Raw genomic sequence first — 21117 nt, 5'->3', positions numbered from 1 at the left:
TTCAAGACTCCCGAAACCATTGATCGTTGGAGTCGAGTCTATGCCCATGGGTTCGAACAAAAAGCGCAAAGATCGGGCGTGAATGATCGGTTAAATCGATTTGTCCCGTGCAGCCCAGTATTGCTCGGCGGTTTCGAACGCCTGTTCGCGGGTTTGTCCGAGGCCGCGCAGAGCCAGGGCCATGGTGGAAATCAGGGCCATTTGCGGATAACTGTCGACCACATCGCCACGCCACACGGCTTTCAAATACTCAGGGTCGAGCGAGGCGGGTTTGACGTGACGCTGCGCGGAGAGCTGAGGCCATTCCTCGTCCCAACTCTCGCCAGCAGTCGTGCCATAGAGGTGGCTATTTGCGTCGGGGTTGATCTCGATTTCGCCGCCATCTCCCTTGACCACGATGGCAGTGTCGCCCAGCAAGCCGCTGGCATCGCGATGCACGGCCTGATAACCGGGATGGAAAATGCTTTGCAGGCCGCAACGTGCGCCCAGCGGATTGAGAATTCGCGCCAGCGAGTGAATCGGCGAACGCAGGCCCAGGGTGTTGCGCAGGTCGATCATCCGTTGCAGCTGTGGCGCCCAGTCCATCAGCGGCATGAAGGCCAGGCCGCCGTTGTCCAGCGCATTGCCAACCTGTTGCCAGTTGCGGCACAGCGGGATATTCAGCTCGCCGAGCAGTTGTTCGCTGTACAGCCGACCGGCCGTGTGCGCGCCGCCGCCATGCATGAAGATCCGTACGCCATTTTGCGCCAGGCACTTGGCGGCCAACAGATACCACGGCAGATGACGCTTCTTGCCGGCATAGGTCGGCCAGTCCAGGTCCACCGCCAACGCTGGCGGATTCAAACGCTCGCGCAAGGCTTCGGTGAAACCGGCCATTTCCTCTGCGCTTTCTTCCTTGTGCCGCAGCAACATCAGGAACGCGCCGAGCTGGGTGTCCTCGACCTTTTCATCGAGCACCATGCCCATGGCCTCGCGAGCCTCGACCCGGGTCAGGTCGCGGGCGCCGCGTTTGCCTTTGCCGAGAATGCGCACGAATTGGGCGAACGGATGTTCGGCGGGCGTTTCGAGGGTCAGTGCTGGATAGTTGGTCATAGGCAATTCGTCGGTTTGGGCAGGCCCGCCAGTTTCGCGGCGAGTTTGGCGGGGGTGCCTTTGAACAGTCGGTTCAGGTGCAGGCTGTTGCCTTTTTCCGGGCCGAGCTTCAATGCGGTGTATTTGATCAGCGGGCGAGTGGCCGGCGACAACTGGAACTCGGCGTAGAAACTGCGCAGCAGTTCGAGGATTTCCCAGTGTTGCGCTGTCAGCTCGATGTCTTCGGCGGCGGCCAGGGCGCTGGCCACGTCGGCCGACCAGTCGCTCAGATCGACCAGAAAACCGTCCTTGTCCAGCTCGATGGCGCGGGCGCCGACCGTCAATGCATTCATAGCCAGCTGTTGACCTTGTCGTGGTGAATCGACAGTTCGACGAAGGCCGGGTAATCGATAGCCTCGACCCAAGCCGGCACGCTGATGGCGCGGGCTTGGGCATCTTCGGCCAGGACGTAGAGTTTCAAGCCGCGAGCGGCCAATGTATTGAAAGGTTCAGTGCCTGGCTGCAAGGCATAGGTGGCGTCGCCGGACAGCAGCAACGCATCGTTGGCGCCGATCACGCGCAGGCAACTGGTCAGGCGTTCGTCGCCGAACGGGGAATGAGACAACACATGCAAAGTCGACATCAGAGGGTGATCACCTGGTCGTAGCGGTCAATAAGGGCGGTGATTTCGTGGGCGGCCAACACTTGCGCCTCCTCCAGTGACAGGCCGTTCGGGTCCAGACCGCGTTGAGCTACGCTGTCGGCGCAGGCAAACAGTTCTTCGACGCCAAACATTGGCAAGGCTTGAAGGTTGGCACTCAGGTCCTTCTGTTGCAGGGCTTTGGCGTTCTGGTTTGCGGCGAGCTGGAACACGCCATCGTCGAGAAACAGCAAGCCAATCGGCAGATCGAAAGCGCCGCCGGCCAGTACGATGTCCAGCGTTTCTCGCGCGCCAGGCCCGGACCACGGCGCCTGGCGACTGATTATCAGCAGCGATGTGGCCATGTTAAGCGCCTCCGAAACAGATCAGACGGTCGGCATCCTGCACCGCGTCATGTAACTGACCGAGGCCGGACAGTTCCCATGGCGCGCTAACCGCAACAGCCTCGCGTTGATAGCGTTTGGCCTCTTCCTTGTTCAACACCCCGCGACGCAGGGCTGCAGCGATGCAGACCACACCATCGAGTTGATGATCGCTGACAAAGGTACGCCATTGCTTGGGCACGTCCACCTCGTCCTGGGGCGTTACCACACTGCCGGACGCGTTGTTGACGCCATCCTGATAGAAAAACAGCCGGACAATTTCATGCCCGCCGGCCAGCGCCGCCTGGGCGAACAGCAGGGCGCGGCGCGAGGAGGGCGCATGGGCGGCGGAAAACACGGCGATGGCGAACTTCATGGCGGACTCGATCAGCAAAACTGCGGCCATGATAAAGCTTTCTGGTCGGGGCGGCGAAGGGCGTTTTCCGATCCAATCGTAGGAGCTGCCGAAGGCTGCGATCTTTTTACAATGCTTATTTAGAAACCAGATCAAAAGATCGCAGCCTTCGGCAGCTCCTACAAAGACCGATGCATTAGCGTGGCATATACCCCAATTGCCAGCGTCGCGGGATCCTCAACGACAGCACCCCGAGCGCAGCGGCCAGCAGGCCGCTGGCAAACAGTGCCTTGAGCCCCAAATGATGCTCCAGCACAGCGCCGATTACCGCGCCGGCAAACATGCCGGTCCATGGGATCAGTTGCACGCGCCAGCCATCACGGCGCTCACCGAGCATCCAGCGACCCAGCCCGCGACCGAATCGCGACAGGGCGCCAGTGACGTACGTCAGGCCGACCGGCAGGCCATTCACCTGCTCTACCGCGGCGTTGAGCATGCCCATTGCGATGATCGCCGCCAGCAGGGCCGGCAGTTGCTCGTCATAGGGCCAGGCTGCGGCGGCGCACAGCAGAGTGGAGATGCACAACAGCAACGGCAGCGCCCGGCGCCCGCCGAGCCGACTGACGATAATGCCCAGCGCATTGCCGAGGATGAAGGTGGCGACGAGGATCACCAGGCGCAGGGTCAAGCCCAGGTCACCGGCGCTGATGGCAACGGCCATGCGGGTGGTATTGCCGCTCATGAATGAAACGAAGTCGCCGCTGGCCATGAAGCCGATGGCATCGGTCATGCCCGCCAATACCGAGAGCATGGCCACCAGGCTCAGGCCGATGCGACCGCGCCATTTTTGCGTGTGCAGGTGCCCGGGGCTGGCGTGGGTCTTGGTGGCGGATGGCAGCATGGGCGATGGCGTCCTTGAGCAGTGGTTAGGGTGTTATCCCATACAAGTCGCAATACTCCAACCAGTCCATCCCGGCCATCTCCGCCACTTCCCGATGCACTTCAAGGCGTTGAGCTTCGTAGTCCTGCGGCGTGGCGGCCGTCAGTTGCAAGGTCAGCTCCCAGGCGAACAATCCCAGCCGCTCGGCTTCTTCCTCAAAGGCTTCATGCAAGCGCTCCTCTCGATACTGCGCCTGGGTCTCGCCCTTGGCCTGCGCCAGCAGCGGGTTTAGATTATCGAGTTGATGGCGCAACTCGGGGCGTTCGTCGAGGAACTTCTTCAGTGCGTGCTCATGTTGCTGTTCGGATGCCGCCATGGTCGCTCCTTGAGATCGGATTACGAAGACTGTTTCTTGTTGGCCTTGGCTGCTGCCGCCAGGCATTCGAGGGCGAATTGTTCGGTGTAGGTCATCTGGATCGGCGTGGTTTCGCCCTTGACGGTTCTTTCGCCGTCAAGGATGTAGCGAATGCGCTTGTCGGTGACGCCGATGCGTTTGGCAATCCAGGAAGGCGTCTGGCCGATCTGACTGATCAGCTTGTCGGCATATTCGGTGGTCGGTTTGTAAAATTCGGCATTGGGTGTCATGGGGTTTCCAGTCAGGGAGCGATACAGCGATAAAGGCGCGACAGGGTGCGCGAATCGTTGCGCGATGTCGCGTTATAAATGCAGTAAAGCAGAACGAAACGCCCTGCCACGGTGATACAGTCCGCTTTTTCCTGATGAGTGAATGCAATGCGAATTCTGATGGTGGCGCTGGCCGCTACCTTGTTGGCGGGATGCGCGAGCTCGGCGATGAACGATGCTCGCACCAAGGCCCCGTACAAGACCCTGAACTCGAACAAGCCGGCAAAAGACGTCGCCCAGTGTGTGCAGTTTTCCTGGCAGGACGAAGCGGTGTTCGGTGTCGATGCGGCGGCGTACCTGGATCCTGGCGAGAAGGGCAGCACCACTGTTTACACGCGTTCGGCGCAGTCGTTTGTCGATGTGACCACCGATGCCTCGGGCACCGTGCTGAGCTACTACGCCCAGCAGGATGACTTTGTGGCCAAGCGCCGGTTGGCGGCGTTGGCGACCTGCCTGTAAGTTGACGTATACCCCTGTAGGAGCGAGCCTGCTCGCGATGAATTCGAATACGTCGCGGGATATCAGATTCAGCGCGCTATCGTTGACGACCATCGCGAGCAGGCTCGCTCCTACAGGGAGTGTTGACGTCAGTAAATCAGGCGCTTCTGGAAGAAGAAGTGCTTGTGCCCAGGCGGGTAGTCGGCGATGTGGCCGATCTCGCTGTAGCCGCACTTCTTGTAGAATTCCGGCGCCTGGAACTCGAAGGTTTCCAGCCACAGGCCGACGCATTCCTTTTCGCGCGCCAGGTCTTCTGCCATCTGCATCAGCTTCGTGCCCATGCCCTGTCCCCGAGCCTGTTCCGGCACCGCCAGCAAATCAATAAACAGCCATTGATAGAACAATCGGGCGTAAACGCCACCGACGATGTCGTCGTTGTCGTCGCGTATCAGCAATGCGATATGTTCCGGTGGAGGGCTTGCCGACTGCGAGCCGTTGTAGGCACGTAACGGCACGAGGATCGCCTCGCGTTCCTCCGGGGTGGGGTTTTGCTTGCGTTCGATTCGCAGGTTCATGGCTATATCCTTATGGCGGTGAAACCTCAGCCTATCGTGGTCACCACCAATGTTCCATCACCCTGACGACGGTGGAACCCTCGCCAGCGCGCAGATGTCATTGATTAAGACGCGTCATTCCAGAGCGCGGCCGATGAGGACACTCCGTGAATATTTTCGAAGCCTTGCGTGAAAGCCACGAACGCCAACGGACCTATGCCAAGGCGCTGATCCATACCAGCGGCGACACCCCTGAGCGGGTCGAGGCATACAAGCAGCTCAAGGCTGAACTCCAGGCCCATGAAACCGCGGAAGAGCGGCATTTCTATATCCCGCTGATGGAATTCGACAACGGCGTCGACCTCAGCCGGCATGCGATTGCCGAACATCATGAAATGGACGAAATGATGGAGGAGCTGGATGAGACCGAGATGTCCAGCCCGGCCTGGCTGGCGACGGCGAAGAAACTCTCGGAGAAGGTTCATCATCACCTCAAGGAGGAAGAGCAGAAGTTCTTCCAGATGGCCGGCAAGTTGCTCGACGACAAACAAAAAGAGTCATTGGCAGGGCAGTACGAGAAGGAATACAAGGCGCAGCTGGCTTAAGCCATACCCGTAGGAGCAGCCTGCGGCAGCTCCTACACGATTAAAAGCCGGGGAGGCGGGGTGTTCCGGTCCAGTGTCCGCCTTCCAGCGTCAGCAATAACTCCTTCGCCTCCAGCCCGCCGGCAAACCCGGTCAATTTTCCCGACGCGCCAATCACTCGATGACAAGGCGCGACAATCGATATCGGGTTCTTGCCATTCGCCGCGCCCACTGCCCGGACCGCCGTCGGATTGCCGATTTGTTCAGCGATCTGGCTGTAGCTGCGGGTCTCGCCGAACGGAATGGTCAGCAACGCCGCCCAGACCTTCTTCTGAAACACCGTCCCGACAAAATCCAGATCCAGCTCGAAGCGATTGCGGCTGCCGGAAAAATATTCGCGTAACTGCCGAGCGGTTTTCAGCAAGACCGGATTGTCCGGCGCTTCACTCATCGGCCCGAGCCTTACCCGGCCGGGTTTGTCATTTTCCCAGAGGATGGCTGCCAGTCGTAAACCTTTCGCGACCAGCTTCAATTCGCCGACCGGGGAGGCGAATGTCATGTAGGTATAGGTCATGCCGAGGTCCGCGCGAAATTGCTGAACAAGCGTTAAGGATACTGCCTCGACGGGGAGGCGCAATACGTATTCCCGACCATACTTGGCTACTGCTTTTGACGAGTTTTCCTACTTACATAAGAAGAAGAGACTGACTCATGAAGTACGAACCTTTTGCCAAAACGCTGATTGCGACCTCGTTAGCGCTCAGCTGCCTGACTGCCCACGCTGCCTCTGTGGCCCCGGCTACCGGGGAAAACGGCATGGTGGTCACCGCGCAGCACCTGGCCAGCCATGTCGGTGTGGATGTGCTCAAGAACGGTGGCAACGCCGTCGATGCCGCCGTCGCGGTGGGCTATGCGCTGGCGGTGGTGTACCCGGCGGCGGGCAACCTCGGCGGCGGTGGTTTCATGACCATTCAGTTGGCGGACGGGCGCAAGACCTTCCTCGACTTCCGCGAAAAAGCCCCGCTGGCCGCGACCGCCAACATGTACCTCGACAAGGATGGCAACGTCGTTCCTGACCTGAGTACGCGAGGGCACCTGGCCGTCGGCGTACCGGGTACGGTATCCGGTATGGAGCTGGCGTTGTCGAAGTACGGCACCAAGCCGCGCAAGGAAATCATCGCCCCGGCCATCAAGCTCGCTGAAGACGGTTTCGTCCTGGAACAGGGCGACGTCGATCTGCTGGACTACGCCACCGACGTGTTCAAGAAAGACATCAAGGACTCCGGCGCGATTTTCCTCAGCAACGGCGAACCGATGAAGGTCGGACAGAAACTGGTGCAAAAGGACCTGAGCAAAACCCTGCGGGAAATATCCGAGAAGGGTAGCGACGGTTTCTATAAAGGTTGGGTGGCCGACGCCATTGTCACGTCCAGCCAGGCCAACAAGGGCATCATCACCCAGGCCGACCTCGACAAGTACAAGACCCGCGAACTGGCCCCCATCGAGTGCGACTACCGGGGTTACCACGTGGTCTCGGCACCGCCACCGAGCTCCGGTGGTGTGGTGATCTGCCAGATCATGAACATCCTCGAAGGTTATCCGATGAAGGATCTGGGCTATCACTCGGCTCAGGGCATGCATTACCAGATCGAAGCGATGCGCCACGCGTATGTAGACCGCAACAGTTACCTGGGCGACCCGGATTTCGTTAAAAACCCGATTGCCCACCTGCTGGACAAGAACTACGCAACCAAACTGCGCGAAGCGATCAACCCACAAAAAGCAGCGGTCTCCAGCGAGTTGAAACCGGGCGTGGCGCCCCATGAAGGCAGCAACACCACCCATTACTCCATCGTCGATAAATGGGGTAACGCGGTGTCGGTGACCTACACCCTTAACGACTGGTTCGGTGCCGGTGTCATGGCGAGCAAGACCGGGGTCATCCTCAACGATGAAATGGACGACTTTACCTCGAAAATCGGCGTGCCGAACATGTACGGTCTGGTGCAGGGCGAGGCCAACGCCATCGCGCCCGGCAAGGCGCCGCTGTCGTCCATGAGCCCGACCATCGTCACCAAGGACGGCAAGGTGGTGATGGTGGTCGGTACGCCGGGCGGTAGCCGCATCATTACGGCAACCTTGCTGACCATGCTCAACGTGATCGACTACGGCATGAACATTCAGGAAGCGGTCGACGCGCCGCGTTTCCACCAGCAGTGGCTGCCGGAAGAGACCAATCTGGAAGCCTTCACCACCAGCCCCGACACGGTGAAAATCCTCGAAAGCTGGGGTCACAAGTTCGCCGGTCCCCAGGATGCCAACCACCTGGCCGCGATCCTCGTGGGTGCGCCATCTCTGGGTGGCAAGCCGGTGGGCAACAACCGTTTCTACGGGGCCAACGATCCGCGGCGTAACACGGGCTTGTCGCTGGGTTATTGAGGGTTGTTTTTCAAAGGGGGCGAGCCTATGTTCGTCCCCTGATCCATCGACATTTCAAGGAAGGAATCATGACCACTGCATTGTTAATCATCGACGTCCAGCAAGCGCTATGCTCAGGCGAATATGAATGCTTCGAGATCGGGCGGGTCATCAATACGATCAACGCACTCAGCGCCAGGGCCCGCGATGCCGGGGTTGCGGTGGTGCTCATTCAACACGAGGAAACGGGCAGTCCTCTGGCCCATGACGCCCCTGGCTGGCAGCTGGCCGAAGGGCTGCAAACCGCCTCCACGGATCATCGCGTACGCAAGACCACCGGGGATTCGTTCTACCAGACCAACCTGCAAAAGCTGTTGCCGGCACAGGACTTCGAACGCCTGATCATGTGCGGCCTGCAAACCGATTATTGCGTCAATGCCACCGTGCGTCAGGCGCTGAAACTGGGCTACGACGTGGTGCTCGCCGCCGACGCGCATTCCACCGTCGACAACGGCAATCTCACAGCCGAAGACATCATCGCCGAGCACAACAAGGATCTGGCGCACCTGACAGGTTCCGTGGCGCGGATTGACGTGCAGGCGGCGAAAGATATCCAGCTCTGAAAACACCTCATCTTCACTGTGGAAGCGAGGCTGCTCGGATAGCGGTAATCAGTTGAAAGGTTCGGTGGATGTTCCGTCCCTGTGGTAACTGATTACCCCTCAGGGAAGTGAAGGCTTATAGCCAGTGTGCGCAAAAAGTTGCGCACTCATTTCCTTGAAAAGCCCCCCGTGATCTGCTCCAGGCCCCGTCGTTAAAGGGCTGCAGTCAAGTGCGCAAGAAGTTGCGCAGCACTGCGCAACTTCTTGCGCACTTTGGACGCGGTTTTTAGGCAAAAAATCATATCCTGTTACATGTGCTGATCTAACATGTTGTTATTTAAAGATATTTTTTAAATGGCACGAACCTTGTTGATCTCTCCTCCAGGCTTGGCTGGCAATTCGGCCTTCAAGTCCTGATTTTTCAACAAGGAGAGCATCAATGGCTACACCCGCCTACATGTCCATCAAGGGCACCAAACAAGGTCTGATCACCGCCGGTGCCTTCACCGCGGATTCGGTGGGCAATACCTACCAGGAGGGTCATGAAGACCAGGTCATGGTTCAGGGATTCCAACACGAAATGATCATCCCGCGCGACCCGCAATCTGGTCAGCCAACCGGCCAGCGCGTGCATAAACCCGTGGTCATCACCAAGGTTTTTGACAAGGCTTCGCCCCTGTTGCTGGAAGCCTTGAGTTCCGGTGAGCGACTGACGGAGATTGAAATCAAGTGGTACCGCACTTCAGCCGCCGGTACTCAGGAGCACTACTACACCACCAAACTGGTAGACGCGATCATCGTCGAAATCAAGGACTACATGCACAACTGCCAGGACCCCTCAACCTCACATTTCACTCATTTGCAGGACGTGCACTTCTCCTATCGCCAGATCACCTGGACCCATGTGGTGAGCGGCACCACAGGTTTCGATGACTGGCGTACGCCGGCCGCCAGCTAAGACTGACCGCATGGACAGTCTTGGACTGTCCATGCGCTTGCCCGCTCTTACGCGCGTTTCTTTACTCCGATCCTGAGGACAAGCCTATGTTCGCGCCGGCCAATACCGCGCATTTCGAACTGCTGATCCCTTCTGTGCGCAACGATTTCAAGGTCCTGGCGTTTGACGGTGTCGAAAGCATCAGCACCTTGTATGCGATCCGGGTGGAGTTGGTCAGCGAGTACCCGGATCTGGACCTGGAGAGCCCGCTCAGCCAGCCGGCCTTTCTCCGGTTTGGTCACAACGGCGAAGGCCTTCATGGGCGTATCGAAGAGGTGTCGGTCGGTGCGTCCGGCAAGCGCCTGACGCGCTACCATTTGACCCTGGTGCCGGCGCTGCACTACTTGCAGAGCGGATTTTCCAGCACCAGAGCGTGCCGCAGATCATTGCCGAGGTCCTCAAGGGGCACGGTATTCTCGGCGATGCCGTGACCTTCAACGTCAGCACCAGTCCCGTGCGTGAATACTGCACGCAATACGGGCAAAGCGACTTCGACTTCATCCAGCGGCTGTGCAGCGAAGACGGGATTGCCTGGCACCATCAACACAGCCCGGAAGGGCATCACCTGGTCTTCAGCGACGATCAGACCTGGTTCCCCAAACTCGGCGAAACGCCTTGTCAGCCAGGTTCTGGCCTGGTCGCCGAGCATCCGGTGGTCAGCCAGTTCTCCCTGCGCTTGAGCACCCGAACCAGCACGGCCACGCGCCGCGGCTATGACTTGAAACGCCCCAGCCGCTTGCTGGAAAGCCAGTTCACCGCCGGGTTTACCCCGGCACTCGAAGACTACCGTTACCCGGCGCTGATCGAGAATGAAAAACTCGGCCGACAACTGGCCCGTCAGGCGCTGGAGCGGCACCGTGTCGACTACCAACTGGCCGAAGGCCAAAGCGACCAGCCGAGCCTGCGCAGCGGTCATTTCTTTGGCCTGAGCGAACACCCGCGGCAAGCCTACAACGACTTGTGGTTGCTGCTCAGTGTCCATCACCGGGGCAAACAACCCCAGGTGCTTGAAGAGTCGGTCAGCAGCGACGTCCAGCCTGAAGACGGCTTTACCCAGGGCTATCGCAACAGCTTTGGCGCAATTCCCTGGGACGTGTTTTATCGTCCGCCGCTGCTCGCGCGCGCCTCGCAGCTGGTCAGCCAGACCGCCCGGGTCACCGGTCCTGCGGGGGAGGAGATCTTTTGCGATGAACATGGGCGGGTCAAGGTCGAGTTCCATTGGGACCGCGCCGAGCGCAACAGTGACAAGAGCAGCTGCTGGCTGCGGGTGTCATCCGCGTGGGCGGGTGAACAATTTGGCGCGGTGACTATCCCGCGCATCGGCATACAGAGATTCAAGTCGGCGGTGCGCCGCTTGCGGGCGTCGCTGCGGCTCCACTGCTGCCAGGCATGTTGGAGGAGCTATCTGCGTCACCTCTTTTGGTCCTGGCTCAGCGGCGAGCATTGCAGAGCGCTACCCCACGTTGCGAAATCTGTCAGCAGGCAGAGGAGGAAAGTGCGACATGAGTATTGATTCCCCGGCCAACTACTTGCTGATCGATGGTGTATTGCGTGCCAATGCACTGACGAGCCTGTATCAACTCGATGAGTCGGTTGAAGTTGAACCCTTGTACCTGGGCACGCGATGGGCTGCGCTGAATGATCTTGGCCCCATACTGGTCTCGATTCGCGGTTCATCAGGCTTCGTTAACGAGACATGCCGAAGCGCTACCGGTCAACCTGATGCGAGCCTGCTGTACAGCCTGGCGCCGATGAGTGTCGTAGCGGCTCATTTGCGGCGCTTCATAGCTCCGCCAGATGTGTTGGGCGGCAATGGTTTGCTGCGTTTTGCCGACCCGCTGGTGGCGCGCCATTGGTTGGGCAGCTATCAAGGCGCGCAGCTGGATACTGTGCTTGGCCCTATAGATGCCTGGCACGTTCCTGAACATCCGCATTCCTGGGAGCCTGTTGTATCCCTCGAGTGGCGAAGCATTTTTCGTGCGGCGCCGTCGCCCGAGTGGGTTGATTCATGCGCTCAATTGGGAGAAACCCAATTGGGCGCACTGGATCAGGCGGCACGCTGGCGGTTCATGGAGAAACTGCATCAAAGCCTCGAACAGAGCCTTCCTCAGCACCTCGCTCGAATAGACATAAGCCAGCTGACTCGATGGTTCCATGACCGTCTGAATGAGGCTCAGGCCTGGGGGCTTGGCACCCAGCGCAGCCTCGCGATCTGGGTTGAATACAGCCTGCGCTGGGGCGAGGGTTTTACATTGCGTGCCGATGGACCCTATCAGCAATGGCTGGTCCGTACCCCCGATGCCCCCAGGCTCGCTCCAGAGTTACGTATCCAGCAAATGGACAGCGACTTCGAATTGAACAAGGAACTGTGATGAACCAGCCCACCGCGGAATACTTGCTGAGGCAGGCCAGGCGTAACCAGATGTTCAGCAATGCGCCCATGGGCATGGGCCAGTGCCCCTTGAAACATGCCGAGGTAGCCATTTTTCCGGTGCGTTATGCGCTGGACGAATCACCATCAGCCAAGGGCAGCCACCAAGGGCCGCATGCCTTGCCCGCCGGCTGGTCCAGGCCACCGCCTGCACTGCAGACCCGCAGCTATACCCTGCGGCAATTGCGCGATGGCTGGCTCTACGTCTGGAACAGCGTCGACCAGACGTTCCATGAATATCAGATACACGGCGAACACTTCACGCGGCACCCGTGGACGGACGCCCAGCTGCATCAGGACGTGCGCCACAACCCGGGCGAAACCCATCCCTACCTGCTGTACCCGCGACGTAGCCAGTTGCGGCTCGCCTATTCGCCGGTGCAATGGACGTGGCGCCTGTGCGAGTTGATGCGCAACAGTGCGACTGCACACAGCCGATGGATGCGAAGCCTGGATCTGCCGGGTTTTTGCCGCACTGGCGAGGTCGCCCATGGCGGCCTGATCACCGAGCTGGGCAATAGCGTGGCCGATATCCTGGTCTACGGCGCAACGCCTCCCGGCTTTACCAGTACGCTATTGCCGACCACCGCGACGGAGCCCGGCGCGCCCTTCAAGGCCGCGTTCGAAGAGGCGCTGGTACGGGGCCGGGTGCCGGAACAGGACACCGCGCTGTTTATCGCCCTGGATGATCCGCTGGCCCTGATCGATGACCTGACCGTGAACCTGACCGGTCGCCTCCTGGAGCAAAGCCGGTTTGAAAGCCTGCATCAATACCCGGTGGAAAGCGCAATCGCCGTGCAGCGTTTGTGCGGGTTTGATACCGAGGCGTTTGTGCCCGACGCGCTGACCGACCCGGTGCAACGTCAAGCCTGCAACGATGACCTGTATGCGCTCCTGAAAGCCCAGGATGAAGTCGAGTGCGGCAAGGACCTGGCGTCCGCCGACCAGGTGGGATTGGTGACGCTGGGCGCCACCTCAACCGTGGAAGCCGGCATGGCCTCGTTCAAGGCCAGATGGGGCCAGTTGCCCGATCATCGCCAATGGCAGCAGGCCCTGGAAGAGTGGAACGCCAAGCGCTTGTGGCGCGAAGATGTGCGCTTTGACGACGTACAGCAGTACCTGCGTCAGACCACCGCCGAGGCGCGGCGGCTGCGCGAGCATGGCCAGCGCAGCGAGCGCGACCTGCTGACCTGGCTGGATCAGCTGGGTCCGGGCGCGGAGGAGGTCTACCACGATACCTGCGATGAAGGGCACGCCAGTCAGTTACTGGAAACCGCCCACGCCCTTTACACCGTCCTGGGCAACGGCGAAAACGGCCAACTGTGGTTGTGCGCGCAGGCCCGCCAACCGAGCACCCTGTTCGGCATGGCGCTGTTCAATTTCAATGCCGAAGTCGCCACCTTGATCAGGACCGTGTCGCACAACTTCAGCACCACCGGCAAACTGGACTATCAGGGCCGTGAAGGGAACGGCAGCTCGCCGGTCCTGACGCCTGCCTCGGCGGCGGGCGCGACAAACCTCGCCACTCGCTTCAGCGAAATCAAGGCGGTACTGGACCTGGAGACGCTGCGCAACAGCAAGCTCTACCAGGCCATGAGCAGCACGGCCAGGCAGGCCATGACAACCTTGATCAAGGTCGCCAACCACCAGGCGAAGGAGGCCTGGCACGGGCTCAGTGGCATGTTGCTGCCGGCCATGAAGCAGCAGGCAGGGCTTATCCTCGCCGTGCCCCAGGTGCTGATCTCCAGCGAAATCTCCAGCGCCACGCAACTGCTCTTCAACCCAAACTACCCGCGTGATTATCAAGCCTGGCTGCTGGAGGTCGAGGCCGTCAAGAACAGGATCAACGTCGCCCAAAGGGTGCTGCTGCGCCCCGGCGCGGCGTACGATCAACGCGCCGCGCGCATTGCCCAGCAGGCCCATGAAGCCTCACTGAAAAACCTGTTCCTGAGCCGCCCCAACCAGATCCTCGCCCACGCCTCGGGCCACACGCGGCTTGCGGCGGGGCTGGTGCAAATCAACCACTGGCTCGCCGACCTGGGGCAAAGCGAAGTGCTGGCCCAACTCAAGCTGACAGGCACCTATGAGCACATAACCCGCACGAAAGCCTGGATGAACCAGAACCTGGGCCACGCCCTGCCGGCCCTGTTGGTCGGCCTGAACGCCTGGAACCTGCATCACAGCGCTCGGCAGGCGCAGAACGACGGGCGGTTTTCCGCGCAGGAGTGGCGGGTTGTCGGGGCCAATGCGGCGTATGCGGGCAATGCCGTTGCGGCGTTGTGGGTGGGGCCGGCGTGGAGTCGGGCGGGGGGGATGGTTGGTGAGCTGGGTGCGGAAACGCTCAAGGTGGCTCAGGTAGCTTATAAACGTTGGCTGTCTGCCGCTGAACAAGGGCTGGCCAAAGGAGAGGCTGCCAAGGCTGCGGTAGCCAACGAGTTTGCAACGTTTTCGAAAGGGCTGATTTGGCGCACGGTGACGTGGGCGGCCTTGGGGGCTGTTGCGGCCGGGCTTGAGGCTTGGCAGATTTCCCATGATGTCGATAGTGCCACCAGTAAGCAGGAGGAAGCGCTGCTTTGGACAAAATTTGGTGTGGTATTCGGGATGACGCTAGTGTCCGCGAGCCAACTGGCTGGCGCAGGTCTCGGTTACTGGTTTGGTTTTGCCTGGGTCATGTCCACCCCGGTAACAGTCATATTGGCCGGCCTTGGCATCGCTTATCTGATGATCACCATGGCCGCCAACCGTTACAAACGTGAAGGGCTGCGTCTGTGGCTGCACCGTTGCAGTTGGGGGCGCGGGGCTATACCCGAGTGGCAGGGCGATGAAGGCCATGCCCAACAAATGTTCGCCCTGCTGGAAACCCTGCAACGACCCACCGTGATGGGCAGAGCCTTGCATTACGACGGCGACCGGATGCCGAGCAGGGGGCTGGGCTTCTGGGTACAGATCCAGGTGCCCGTCGCAGTGGCGGGCAAAGCGCTGACCTTGCAACCGTGGCTGGTGGAAAAGAGCCATTTTTCCGAAGGTGATCTGCGCACCTTGAACACCGCCGCCGTCCACGACCAGTTTCTTAACGGCAACTGGGTCGACCCCCAGCAGCTCGGCGAACTGCCCAGCGTGCCCGCCCGCACCGTCAGGCCGGCGGACTTCAGTTATGCCGATACAGACCAGCACCGGCTGTGGCAGGTGTGGGTCGAAACCACGACCCGACGGCCGATCCTGGAACTGGAGATTACCTATCCGCCCGGCGTGCGTCAGCGCTCGGACTTTCGAGGATACATGTTTCGACTGGCGTTGGAATGGACCACGAATGAAGCAGACCGACTCAACAATGTCTTTACCAGCGAACTGACGCAAGAGAGTGGTGTGCTGCTGGCCAATAAACACATTCAGCCCTTGCAGTTGATTGTTCCCTTGTCAATGAGCGATGAGCGTGACGATGTTTAACTTTAACAAAGCCCTTGATTTGCCGCCGCAACTGCAATGGAAATACGCCAATGAGCCCGAATTATTGGGCTGGACGATACGGGCGCGTAATTACAATACGTTTGTGGCTAACTGCATGTTCGTATTTATGTCCGTTGTAATAGTTGGGGCTGGATTCATCATGTACTCCGTCTATAGCGGGATGAGTCAGCCTTGGCGTACATTGTCTTGTGTGTTTTTTTGTACGGCCATGTTTTTGGTGATCGTCGGTATGACCCATCAGCGCATGAATTTCGCTTATCGCTTCACGGAATCTGGCGTGGAGTATTGCAAATGGAAAGACTTTCCAAAATGGGTGTTGCCGTTTGTAAAGTGGTTTGCGGGCATAACGGCAGTGATGTTTATTTTTCTTGCAACACTTGATCCTGCGTTCTTGATCGGTGCGCTCATAGGTCCGGGGGGGATGGGGTTGATGTACCTGTCAATGGCGAGCTCAAAGAGCTATCGAGAGCTACATACTCAATATCACAATCATTTTTTTCATTGGAATGAACTGACAAAACTAACGATCGCGACAAATAGAGATATGGTGGAGGTTGACTATAGCGTGCCGAAGGAAGGTTCTATTTACATGACCGAAGGGAGTCTGTATGTGTTTTTTAAACGCGATAGAAAAAATGAGGTAGTAACCTTGATCAAAACACATTTACCGCCTGCCGTTCCTTGTATTGTCGGAAAAGTGGATGTTCTGAACTAATCACGATGCCATGGGTGTTTAACCGCAAGCGGCGCGAAACGGCTGATATAGATGTCCGTTCCACAACAGCTCGGCGAACTGCCCTGCGTGCCCGCCCGCACAGTCAGGCCGGCGGACTTCAGTTATGCCGCTACATACCAGCACCGGCTGTGGCAGGTGTGGGTCGAAACCACGACCCGACGGCCGATCCTGGAACTGGAGATTACCTATCCGCCCGGCGTACGTCAGCGCTCGGACTTCCGGGGATACATGTTTCGACTGGCGTTGGAATGGCCCACGAATGAAGCAGACCGGCTCAACAATGTCTTTACCAGCGAACTGACGCAAGAGAGCGGTGTGCTGCCGGCCAATAAACACATTCAGCCCTTGCAGTTGATTGTTCCCCTGTCAATGAGCGATGAGCGTGACGATGTTTAACTTTAACAAAGCCCTTGATTTGCCGCCGCAACTGCAGTGGAAATACGCCAATGAGCCCGAATTATTGGGCTGGACGATACGGGCGCGTAATTACAATACGTTTGTGGCTAATTGTATGTTTGCGTTTATGTCTCTGGTGATTATGGGGTGGTCTTATTTTTTGTATGCGACGGCTGATGCAAATGAAAGTGTCGCCTCCAAATTTGTATTTTGCCTGTGTTTCTATATGTTTTTTTCATTTGTGATTTCTTGGATGACCCATCAGCGCATGAATTTCGCCTATCGCTTCACGGAATCTGGTGTGGAGTATTGCAAATGGAAAGACTTTCCCAAATGGGTATTGCCGTTTGTAAAGTGGTTTGCGGGCATAACGGCAGTGATGTTTATCTTTCTTGCAACACTTGATCCTGCGTTCTTGATCGGTGCGCTCATAGGTCCGGGGGGGATGGGGTTGATGTACCTGTCAATGGCGAACTCAAAGAGCTACCGAGAGCTACATACTCAATATCACAATCATTTTTTTCATTGGAATGAACTGACAAAACTAACGATCGCGACAAATAGAGATATGGTGGAGGTTGGCTATAGCGTGCCGAAGGAAGGTTCTATTTACATGACCGAAGGGAGTCTGTATGTGTTTTTTAAACGCGATAGAAAAAATGAGGTAGTAACCTTGGTCAAAACACATTTACCGCCTGCCGTTCCTTGTATTGTCGGAAAAGTGGATGTTCTGAACTAATTACGATGCCATGGGTGTTTAACCGCAAGCGGCGCGAAACGGCTGATATAGATGTCCGTTCCACAACAGCTCGGCGAACTGCCCAGCGTGCCCGCCCGCCCGCACAGTCAGGCCGGCGGACTTCCGTTATGCCGCTACAGACCAGCACCGGCAGTGGCAGGTGTGGGTCGAAACCACGACCCGACGGCCGATCCTGGAACTGGAGATTACCTATCCGCCCGACGTACGTCAGCGCTCGGACTTCCGGGGATACATGTTTCGACTGGCGTTGGAATGAACCACGAATGAAGCAGACCGGCTCAACAATGTCTTTACCAGCGAACTGACGCAAGAGAGTGGTGTGCTGCCGGCCAATAAACACATTCAGCCCTTGCAGTTGATTGTTCCCCTGTCAATGAGCGATGAGCTTGACGATGTTTAACTTTAACAAAGCCCTTGAGTTGCCGCCGCAGTTGCACTGGAAATACGCCAATGAGCCCGAATTATTGGGCTGGACGATACGGGCGCGTAATTACAATACGTTTGTGGCTAACTGCATGTTCGTATTTATGTCCGTTGTAATAGTTGGGGCTGGATTCATCATGTACTCCGTCTATAGCGGGATGAGTCAGCCTTCTTTCTTGCAACCCTTGATCCTGCGTTCTTGATCGGTGCGCTCATAGGTCCGGGGGGGGGATGGGTTTGATGTACTTGTCGATGGCCAATTCGAAGGATTATCAAGCCATGCACACCCAATATCATCACCATGCTTTCAAGTGGGAGGAGCTTACACAGTTGGCCATTGCGACTAATAGAGAGGTGGTGGATTTAAAATATAGCGTCATTTTGGCGGGGAATGACTATAAGACGAACTGGAGTCTAAATGTTTTTTGCAAACGCAAGCATAAGGAAAGTGTGGCTGATTTCATCAGGCCTTATTTATCTCCCGGCGTGCCCTTCATCAAAGCCAAGGTGAATGTGCCAATGAGCACTGACTGACGGTTGCAGGTGGTAAAAGATCTATTTTGGATGCCAGTTGCTGGTCTTTATCAACAGCACCAGCATTTTTACGTGCAGCCGATAATGGCCATCCTCAGCCAATGATTGCCCTGCTGGAAACCCTGTAACGACACATCATCATGGGCACAGCTTTACGGTTGTCAGCTCGAGAGGTAGCGCAACACCCCGGATCAAATTTCAGGGCATTTCCTTCGTTGCTTGCAGATAACTCCTACATCAATGCGTGGCGCAAAACTCAATACTTCCAGTCGCTTTTAGGGGAATCGGTTCAGGGTCAGTCTGGGATCGATTACGCCAAACCGTAGCGTCGTGAATGGAATTAGTATGCAGCGAGTTCACCTCTGATGAGGTCAGTCCGCAAAGCCCTGATTAGCGGGGCGGATCATTTCTGCGCTACCCGGGATACGGTTTTGCCGCGAGCGCGCTGGAGCCTGGGTCCGGGTGGGTCGCAGCTTGATGAGGTGCTTTGCGGCTACCTCCTCGGACCGGTGCTGATCGCTAGCTTTGGCTGCTTGCGGCAGCGCGATCTGTATGGCAATCAGCGGCAAGTAGTGATGGCCGGCAGTTGTCTGGAAAACTTTCAGTCTGTCGCCAGCACTGGTTTTGCGCGTGAACTCACGCTACAGGACGAGCCGTAAATGTCCTATTCAAGCAAGCTATCGGCTCACTATCTTGAACTCGCGAAGTCAGCTATTGGTGAGCAGTCCTTTGCAGGTGAAGACGTTCGTTTTTCGAGCGAGTTCGAGACGTTGGAAAGCGAGTTGGCCAAAGCCCGATCGATGCATGAAAGCGGGCAGGTTGACTGGCTGAAAGTGCAGGAAGTCGGTGAGGCGTTGCTACGTACTCAGTCCAAGGACTTGCGGGTTGCGAGCTGGGTAACGTGGGCGCTGTACCAGCGTGAGTCCTTTTCCGGCCTGGTGGCCGGCTGTGGGCTCATGCATCACTTGTGTAAGCACTCGTGGTCGCAGATCCACCCGGTCAAGTGGCGAACCCGCGCTGCGGCTGTCGGCTGGCTGGTGCCGCGGCTTGAGCAGGTACTCACTGACAGTGTCGCAATCAAAGAGCAGTTGCCGGTGTTCCGCCAACTGGTTGAACACCTTGAAGGTCTCGATGCCGCCTGCGCAGAGCATCTGGGTGGCGATGCGCCGCTGCTGTTGCCGATCACTCGCCGCTTGAGAAGCAGGGTTCTGCGTGCTGCAAACAACCAGCCAGAGCCTGGTGTGGTGGGCGCAACAGTGGCTCAGGTCAAGCAAGCAGCTACACAGTTGTTTACCCCTGGCGCTACGATCGACAACGAAAAAGACGCCCATAAGGCCCTGCGCGATCAGCAGGAGGCGGCACGGCCTTTATGCGCGTGGTGGCTCAAGCAGAAAGCCACCGACCTGCGGGCCTATCGCCTCAATCGAACGCTTCTGTGGTTACCCATTGACGTCGTCCCTGAACGTAATTCCGAGCAAATCACTGCATTGCGCGGTTTGCCGACGGACAGGCTGAAGGCCTATCAGGCCCAATATGACCAGTCCAAGTACGCCGACCTGCTGGTGGAGCTGGAGGCGAGTGTCGCAAAGGCCCCGTTTTGGTTTGATGGCCAACGGATGGTTTGGGAATGCCTTCAGGGCTTGAGCGCGGAAATGGCGATGCGAGAAGTGGAAATCCATTTCGCGCTGTTGATTCAGCGCCTGCCAGGCATTGTCGAATTGCGTTTTCATGATGGCTCCCCGTTTGCCGATCCAGCCACTCAGGCATGGATCGCCGCCAACGTCATGCCACACCTGCAATCCGCCAGTACGCCGCGCAAGGTCGAAGCCATCGACGCGCAGTCCGCCTGGGAGCTGGCCCTGGAAGAAGCCCTGCCGATTCTGCGCACGGAAGGCCTCAAGGCGGCCGTGCAGTCCCTCAAGCCGGGCTTGCAAGGCGCCCAGGGCGGGCGCGTTAGATTCTTCTGGCAGTTCGCTCTGGCGCGGCTGTGCTTCATGGCAAAAAAGTACGAATTGGCCAAGACCCAGCTCGAAACACTGGACCAGACACTACAGGGCTCGGGCCTTAACGCCTGGGAGCCCGACCTTGTACTGGACGTGCTGCATTTGCTGCATAGCTGCTGCGAGTTGTTGCCACAGAACCATGCCGTACGTGAATGCAAGGAAGAGATTTATCGCAGGCTGTGTCACCTCGATCTCGAAGTGGTACTGCAATAGGCCTCAGGGCCACAACCGCAAGGAGAAAAGCCATGGCCAAAGAAGGCTCGGTAGCCCCCAAGGAACGCATCAACGTCACTTTCAAACCTGCCACCGGTGCTGCCAGGGAGGAGATCGAACTGCCGTTGAAACTGCTGGCAATCGGTGACTACACCCACCGCAAGGATGAGCGCAAGGTCGAAGATCGCAAGCCGATCAGCATCGACAAGATGACGTTCGACGACGTGCTGGCCAAACAAGAGTTGAACCTGACACTTAGCGTACCGAACCGACTGCAGGAAGACAGCGACACGCAAGAGCTGGCGGTGAAGCTGCATGTGAACTCAATGAGGGACTTCAATCCGGCCAGCCTGGTCGAGCAAGTGCCTGAGCTCAAAAAACTGATGGAACTGCGCGATGCGCTGGTAGCCCTCAAGGGGCCGCTGGGTAACGCACCGGCATTTCGCAAAGCCATCGAAGGCGTACTCGCCGACGACGAATCCCGCGCTCGCGTTCTGGGTGAGCTGGGCTTGAGCACCGCCGCTCAGGATGCCTGAGTCCCCATCAG

General features: G+C 58.2%; 23 protein-coding genes and 1 pseudogene. 14 read left to right on the top strand and 10 right to left on the bottom strand.

The annotated features are described in order from the left end of the window. Nucleotides 1–90 precede the first annotated feature (90 nt). From QMK58_RS19795 to QMK58_RS19760, 8 genes are all read right to left on the bottom strand, one after another. Nucleotides 91–1092 (bottom strand): glycosyl transferase family protein, encoded by a 1002-nt coding sequence (locus tag QMK58_RS19795; RefSeq protein ID WP_053161422.1) that lies wholly within the window; start codon nt 1090–1092, stop codon nt 91–93. After that, nucleotides 1089–1424: a TusE/DsrC/DsvC family sulfur relay protein gene (locus tag QMK58_RS19790; RefSeq protein WP_053161420.1), complete on the bottom strand. Its 336-nt coding sequence runs from the start codon at nt 1422–1424 to the stop codon at nt 1089–1091. Before QMK58_RS19790 ends, QMK58_RS19795 begins: the two co-directional genes overlap by 4 nt. After that, entirely contained in the window at nt 1421–1714 is a 294-nt protein-coding gene (gene tusB, locus QMK58_RS19785; protein WP_053161418.1) for a sulfurtransferase complex subunit TusB, read from the bottom strand. Before tusB ends, QMK58_RS19790 begins: the two co-directional genes overlap by 4 nt. Beyond that, the gene (gene tusC, locus QMK58_RS19780) at nt 1714–2076 is read right to left on the bottom strand and encodes a sulfurtransferase complex subunit TusC (RefSeq protein WP_053161416.1); all 363 of its coding nucleotides are present in this window, start codon (nt 2074–2076) and stop codon (nt 1714–1716) included. The genes tusB and tusC overlap by 1 nt, the downstream gene beginning before the upstream one ends. 1 nt (nt 2077) lies before the next feature. Continuing rightward, nucleotides 2078–2470 (bottom strand): sulfurtransferase complex subunit TusD, encoded by a 393-nt coding sequence (gene tusD, locus QMK58_RS19775; protein WP_053161504.1) that lies wholly within the window; start codon nt 2468–2470, stop codon nt 2078–2080. Nucleotides 2471–2645: 175 nt separating this feature from the next. Next, nucleotides 2646–3350 carry a YoaK family protein gene (locus tag QMK58_RS19770; RefSeq protein ID WP_053161414.1) on the bottom strand — a complete coding sequence of 235 codons (705 nt, stop codon included), beginning with the start codon at nt 3348–3350 and terminating at the stop codon, nt 2646–2648. A gap of 25 nt (nt 3351–3375) precedes the next feature. After that, nucleotides 3376–3705: a DUF6388 family protein gene (locus tag QMK58_RS19765; protein WP_053161412.1), complete on the bottom strand. Its 330-nt coding sequence runs from the start codon at nt 3703–3705 to the stop codon at nt 3376–3378. 20 nt (nt 3706–3725) lie between these two features. Further along, nucleotides 3726–3974, bottom strand: a complete 249-nt coding sequence (locus QMK58_RS19760) for a hypothetical protein (protein WP_053161409.1) — start codon at nt 3972–3974, stop codon at nt 3726–3728. A gap of 147 nt (nt 3975–4121) precedes the next feature. Here QMK58_RS19760 and QMK58_RS19755 point away from each other — a divergent pair, with 147 nt between their 5' ends. Then, complete coding sequence (locus QMK58_RS19755; protein WP_053161407.1) at nt 4122–4472, top strand: hypothetical protein; 351 nt, start codon at nt 4122–4124, stop codon at nt 4470–4472. Between the two features lie 128 nt (nt 4473–4600). Here the strand turns inward: QMK58_RS19755 and QMK58_RS19750 are convergent, their stop codons facing one another. Further along, nucleotides 4601–5026, bottom strand: coding sequence for a GNAT family N-acetyltransferase (locus QMK58_RS19750; protein WP_053161405.1), 426 nt, complete (start codon nt 5024–5026; stop codon nt 4601–4603). A gap of 146 nt (nt 5027–5172) precedes the next feature. Here QMK58_RS19750 and QMK58_RS19745 point away from each other — a divergent pair, with 146 nt between their 5' ends. Beyond that, on the top strand, nt 5173–5610 hold the full coding sequence (locus QMK58_RS19745) for a hemerythrin domain-containing protein (protein ID WP_053161403.1): 438 nt from the start codon (nt 5173–5175) through the stop codon (nt 5608–5610). Nucleotides 5611–5650: 40 nt separating this feature from the next. On the opposite strand, the gene QMK58_RS19740 is transcribed toward QMK58_RS19745, so the two are convergent. Continuing rightward, nucleotides 5651–6163 (bottom strand): methylated-DNA--[protein]-cysteine S-methyltransferase, encoded by a 513-nt coding sequence (locus QMK58_RS19740; RefSeq protein ID WP_053161401.1) that lies wholly within the window; start codon nt 6161–6163, stop codon nt 5651–5653. Nucleotides 6164–6300: 137 nt separating this feature from the next. On the opposite strand from QMK58_RS19740, the gene ggt reads away from it, so the two are divergent. From ggt to tssB, 12 genes and pseudogenes are all read left to right on the top strand, one after another. Beyond that, nucleotides 6301–8028 (top strand): gamma-glutamyltransferase, encoded by a 1728-nt coding sequence (gene ggt / locus QMK58_RS19735; protein ID WP_053161399.1) that lies wholly within the window; start codon nt 6301–6303, stop codon nt 8026–8028. A 68-nt stretch (nt 8029–8096) separates the two neighbouring features. Further along, nucleotides 8097–8630, top strand: coding sequence for a cysteine hydrolase family protein (locus QMK58_RS19730; protein ID WP_053161397.1), 534 nt, complete (start codon nt 8097–8099; stop codon nt 8628–8630). 418 nt (nt 8631–9048) lie between these two features. Continuing rightward, nucleotides 9049–9567 carry an Hcp family type VI secretion system effector gene (locus QMK58_RS19725; protein ID WP_053161394.1) on the top strand — a complete coding sequence of 173 codons (519 nt, stop codon included), beginning with the start codon at nt 9049–9051 and terminating at the stop codon, nt 9565–9567. 86 nt (nt 9568–9653) lie between these two features. After that, nucleotides 9654–10936, top strand: a pseudogene (tssI, locus tag QMK58_RS19720) (type VI secretion system tip protein TssI/VgrG); the annotation flags it as partial. Nucleotides 10937–11108: 172 nt separating this feature from the next. After that, on the top strand, nt 11109–11978 hold the full coding sequence (locus tag QMK58_RS19715) for a DUF4123 domain-containing protein (RefSeq protein WP_320395301.1): 870 nt from the start codon (nt 11109–11111) through the stop codon (nt 11976–11978). After that, complete coding sequence (locus QMK58_RS19710) at nt 11978–15484, top strand: T6SS effector BTH_I2691 family protein (RefSeq protein ID WP_320395300.1); 3507 nt, start codon at nt 11978–11980, stop codon at nt 15482–15484. Before QMK58_RS19715 ends, QMK58_RS19710 begins: the two co-directional genes overlap by 1 nt. Beyond that, nucleotides 15477–16220 (top strand): hypothetical protein, encoded by a 744-nt coding sequence (locus tag QMK58_RS19705; protein ID WP_320395299.1) that lies wholly within the window; start codon nt 15477–15479, stop codon nt 16218–16220. Before QMK58_RS19710 ends, QMK58_RS19705 begins: the two co-directional genes overlap by 8 nt. A gap of 51 nt (nt 16221–16271) precedes the next feature. Then, nucleotides 16272–16637, top strand: a complete 366-nt coding sequence (locus tag QMK58_RS19700) for a hypothetical protein (protein ID WP_320395298.1) — start codon at nt 16272–16274, stop codon at nt 16635–16637. Then, on the top strand, nt 16630–17376 hold the full coding sequence (locus QMK58_RS19695) for a hypothetical protein (RefSeq protein WP_320395297.1): 747 nt from the start codon (nt 16630–16632) through the stop codon (nt 17374–17376). The genes QMK58_RS19700 and QMK58_RS19695 overlap by 8 nt, the downstream gene beginning before the upstream one ends. A gap of 723 nt (nt 17377–18099) precedes the next feature. Further along, on the top strand, nt 18100–18354 hold the full coding sequence (locus tag QMK58_RS19690) for a hypothetical protein (RefSeq protein WP_320395296.1): 255 nt from the start codon (nt 18100–18102) through the stop codon (nt 18352–18354). A 659-nt stretch (nt 18355–19013) separates the two neighbouring features. After that, a complete protein-coding gene (gene tssA / locus QMK58_RS19685) occupies nt 19014–20570 on the top strand; it encodes a type VI secretion system protein TssA (RefSeq protein ID WP_320395295.1) in 1557 nt (518 codons plus the stop codon). Nucleotides 20571–20602: 32 nt separating this feature from the next. Next, a complete protein-coding gene (tssB, locus tag QMK58_RS19680) occupies nt 20603–21106 on the top strand; it encodes a type VI secretion system contractile sheath small subunit (protein WP_053164447.1) in 504 nt (167 codons plus the stop codon). Nucleotides 21107–21117 lie beyond the last annotated feature (11 nt).

It is taken from the genome of Pseudomonas sp. P8_241 (assembly GCF_034008315.1).
GTDB lineage: Bacteria > Pseudomonadota > Gammaproteobacteria > Pseudomonadales > Pseudomonadaceae > Aquipseudomonas.
Note: the sequence above shows the minus strand (reverse complement) of the source record. Positions and strands in the feature narration are given on the sequence as shown.

Bases quoted from the DNA above. Each gene is read 5' to 3' on its own strand.
- QMK58_RS19690 (WP_320395296.1), top strand. From the start codon at position 18,100: ATGCACACCCAATATCATCACCATGCTTTCAAGTGGGAGGAGCTTACA.
- QMK58_RS19725 (WP_053161394.1), top strand. From the start codon at position 9,049: ATGGCTACACCCGCCTACATGTCCATCAAGGGCACCAAACAAGGTCTG.
- ggt (WP_053161399.1), top strand. From the start codon at position 6,301: ATGAAGTACGAACCTTTTGCCAAAACGCTGATTGCGACCTCGTTAGCG.
- QMK58_RS19765 (WP_053161412.1), bottom strand. From the start codon at position 3,705: ATGGCGGCATCCGAACAGCAACATGAGCACGCACTGAAGAAGTTCCTC.
- QMK58_RS19700 (WP_320395298.1), top strand. From the start codon at position 16,272: ATGTCCGTTCCACAACAGCTCGGCGAACTGCCCTGCGTGCCCGCCCGC.
- tusB (WP_053161418.1), bottom strand. From the start codon at position 1,714: ATGTCGACTTTGCATGTGTTGTCTCATTCCCCGTTCGGCGACGAACGC.
- QMK58_RS19710 (WP_320395300.1), top strand. From the start codon at position 11,978: ATGAACCAGCCCACCGCGGAATACTTGCTGAGGCAGGCCAGGCGTAAC.
- QMK58_RS19740 (WP_053161401.1), bottom strand. From the start codon at position 6,163: ATGACCTATACCTACATGACATTCGCCTCCCCGGTCGGCGAATTGAAG.
- QMK58_RS19695 (WP_320395297.1), top strand. From the start codon at position 16,630: ATGTTTAACTTTAACAAAGCCCTTGATTTGCCGCCGCAACTGCAGTGG.
- QMK58_RS19760 (WP_053161409.1), bottom strand. From the start codon at position 3,974: ATGACACCCAATGCCGAATTTTACAAACCGACCACCGAATATGCCGAC.
- QMK58_RS19790 (WP_053161420.1), bottom strand. From the start codon at position 1,424: ATGAATGCATTGACGGTCGGCGCCCGCGCCATCGAGCTGGACAAGGAC.
- tusD (WP_053161504.1), bottom strand. From the start codon at position 2,470: ATGAAGTTCGCCATCGCCGTGTTTTCCGCCGCCCATGCGCCCTCCTCG.
- QMK58_RS19770 (WP_053161414.1), bottom strand. From the start codon at position 3,350: ATGCTGCCATCCGCCACCAAGACCCACGCCAGCCCCGGGCACCTGCAC.
- tssB (WP_053164447.1), top strand. From the start codon at position 20,603: ATGGCCAAAGAAGGCTCGGTAGCCCCCAAGGAACGCATCAACGTCACT.
- QMK58_RS19750 (WP_053161405.1), bottom strand. From the start codon at position 5,026: ATGAACCTGCGAATCGAACGCAAGCAAAACCCCACCCCGGAGGAACGC.
- QMK58_RS19755 (WP_053161407.1), top strand. From the start codon at position 4,122: ATGCGAATTCTGATGGTGGCGCTGGCCGCTACCTTGTTGGCGGGATGC.
- tusC (WP_053161416.1), bottom strand. From the start codon at position 2,076: ATGGCCACATCGCTGCTGATAATCAGTCGCCAGGCGCCGTGGTCCGGG.
- QMK58_RS19705 (WP_320395299.1), top strand. From the start codon at position 15,477: ATGTTTAACTTTAACAAAGCCCTTGATTTGCCGCCGCAACTGCAATGG.
- tssA (WP_320395295.1), top strand. From the start codon at position 19,014: ATGTCCTATTCAAGCAAGCTATCGGCTCACTATCTTGAACTCGCGAAG.
- QMK58_RS19730 (WP_053161397.1), top strand. From the start codon at position 8,097: ATGACCACTGCATTGTTAATCATCGACGTCCAGCAAGCGCTATGCTCA.
- QMK58_RS19795 (WP_053161422.1), bottom strand. From the start codon at position 1,092: ATGACCAACTATCCAGCACTGACCCTCGAAACGCCCGCCGAACATCCG.
- QMK58_RS19715 (WP_320395301.1), top strand. From the start codon at position 11,109: ATGAGTATTGATTCCCCGGCCAACTACTTGCTGATCGATGGTGTATTG.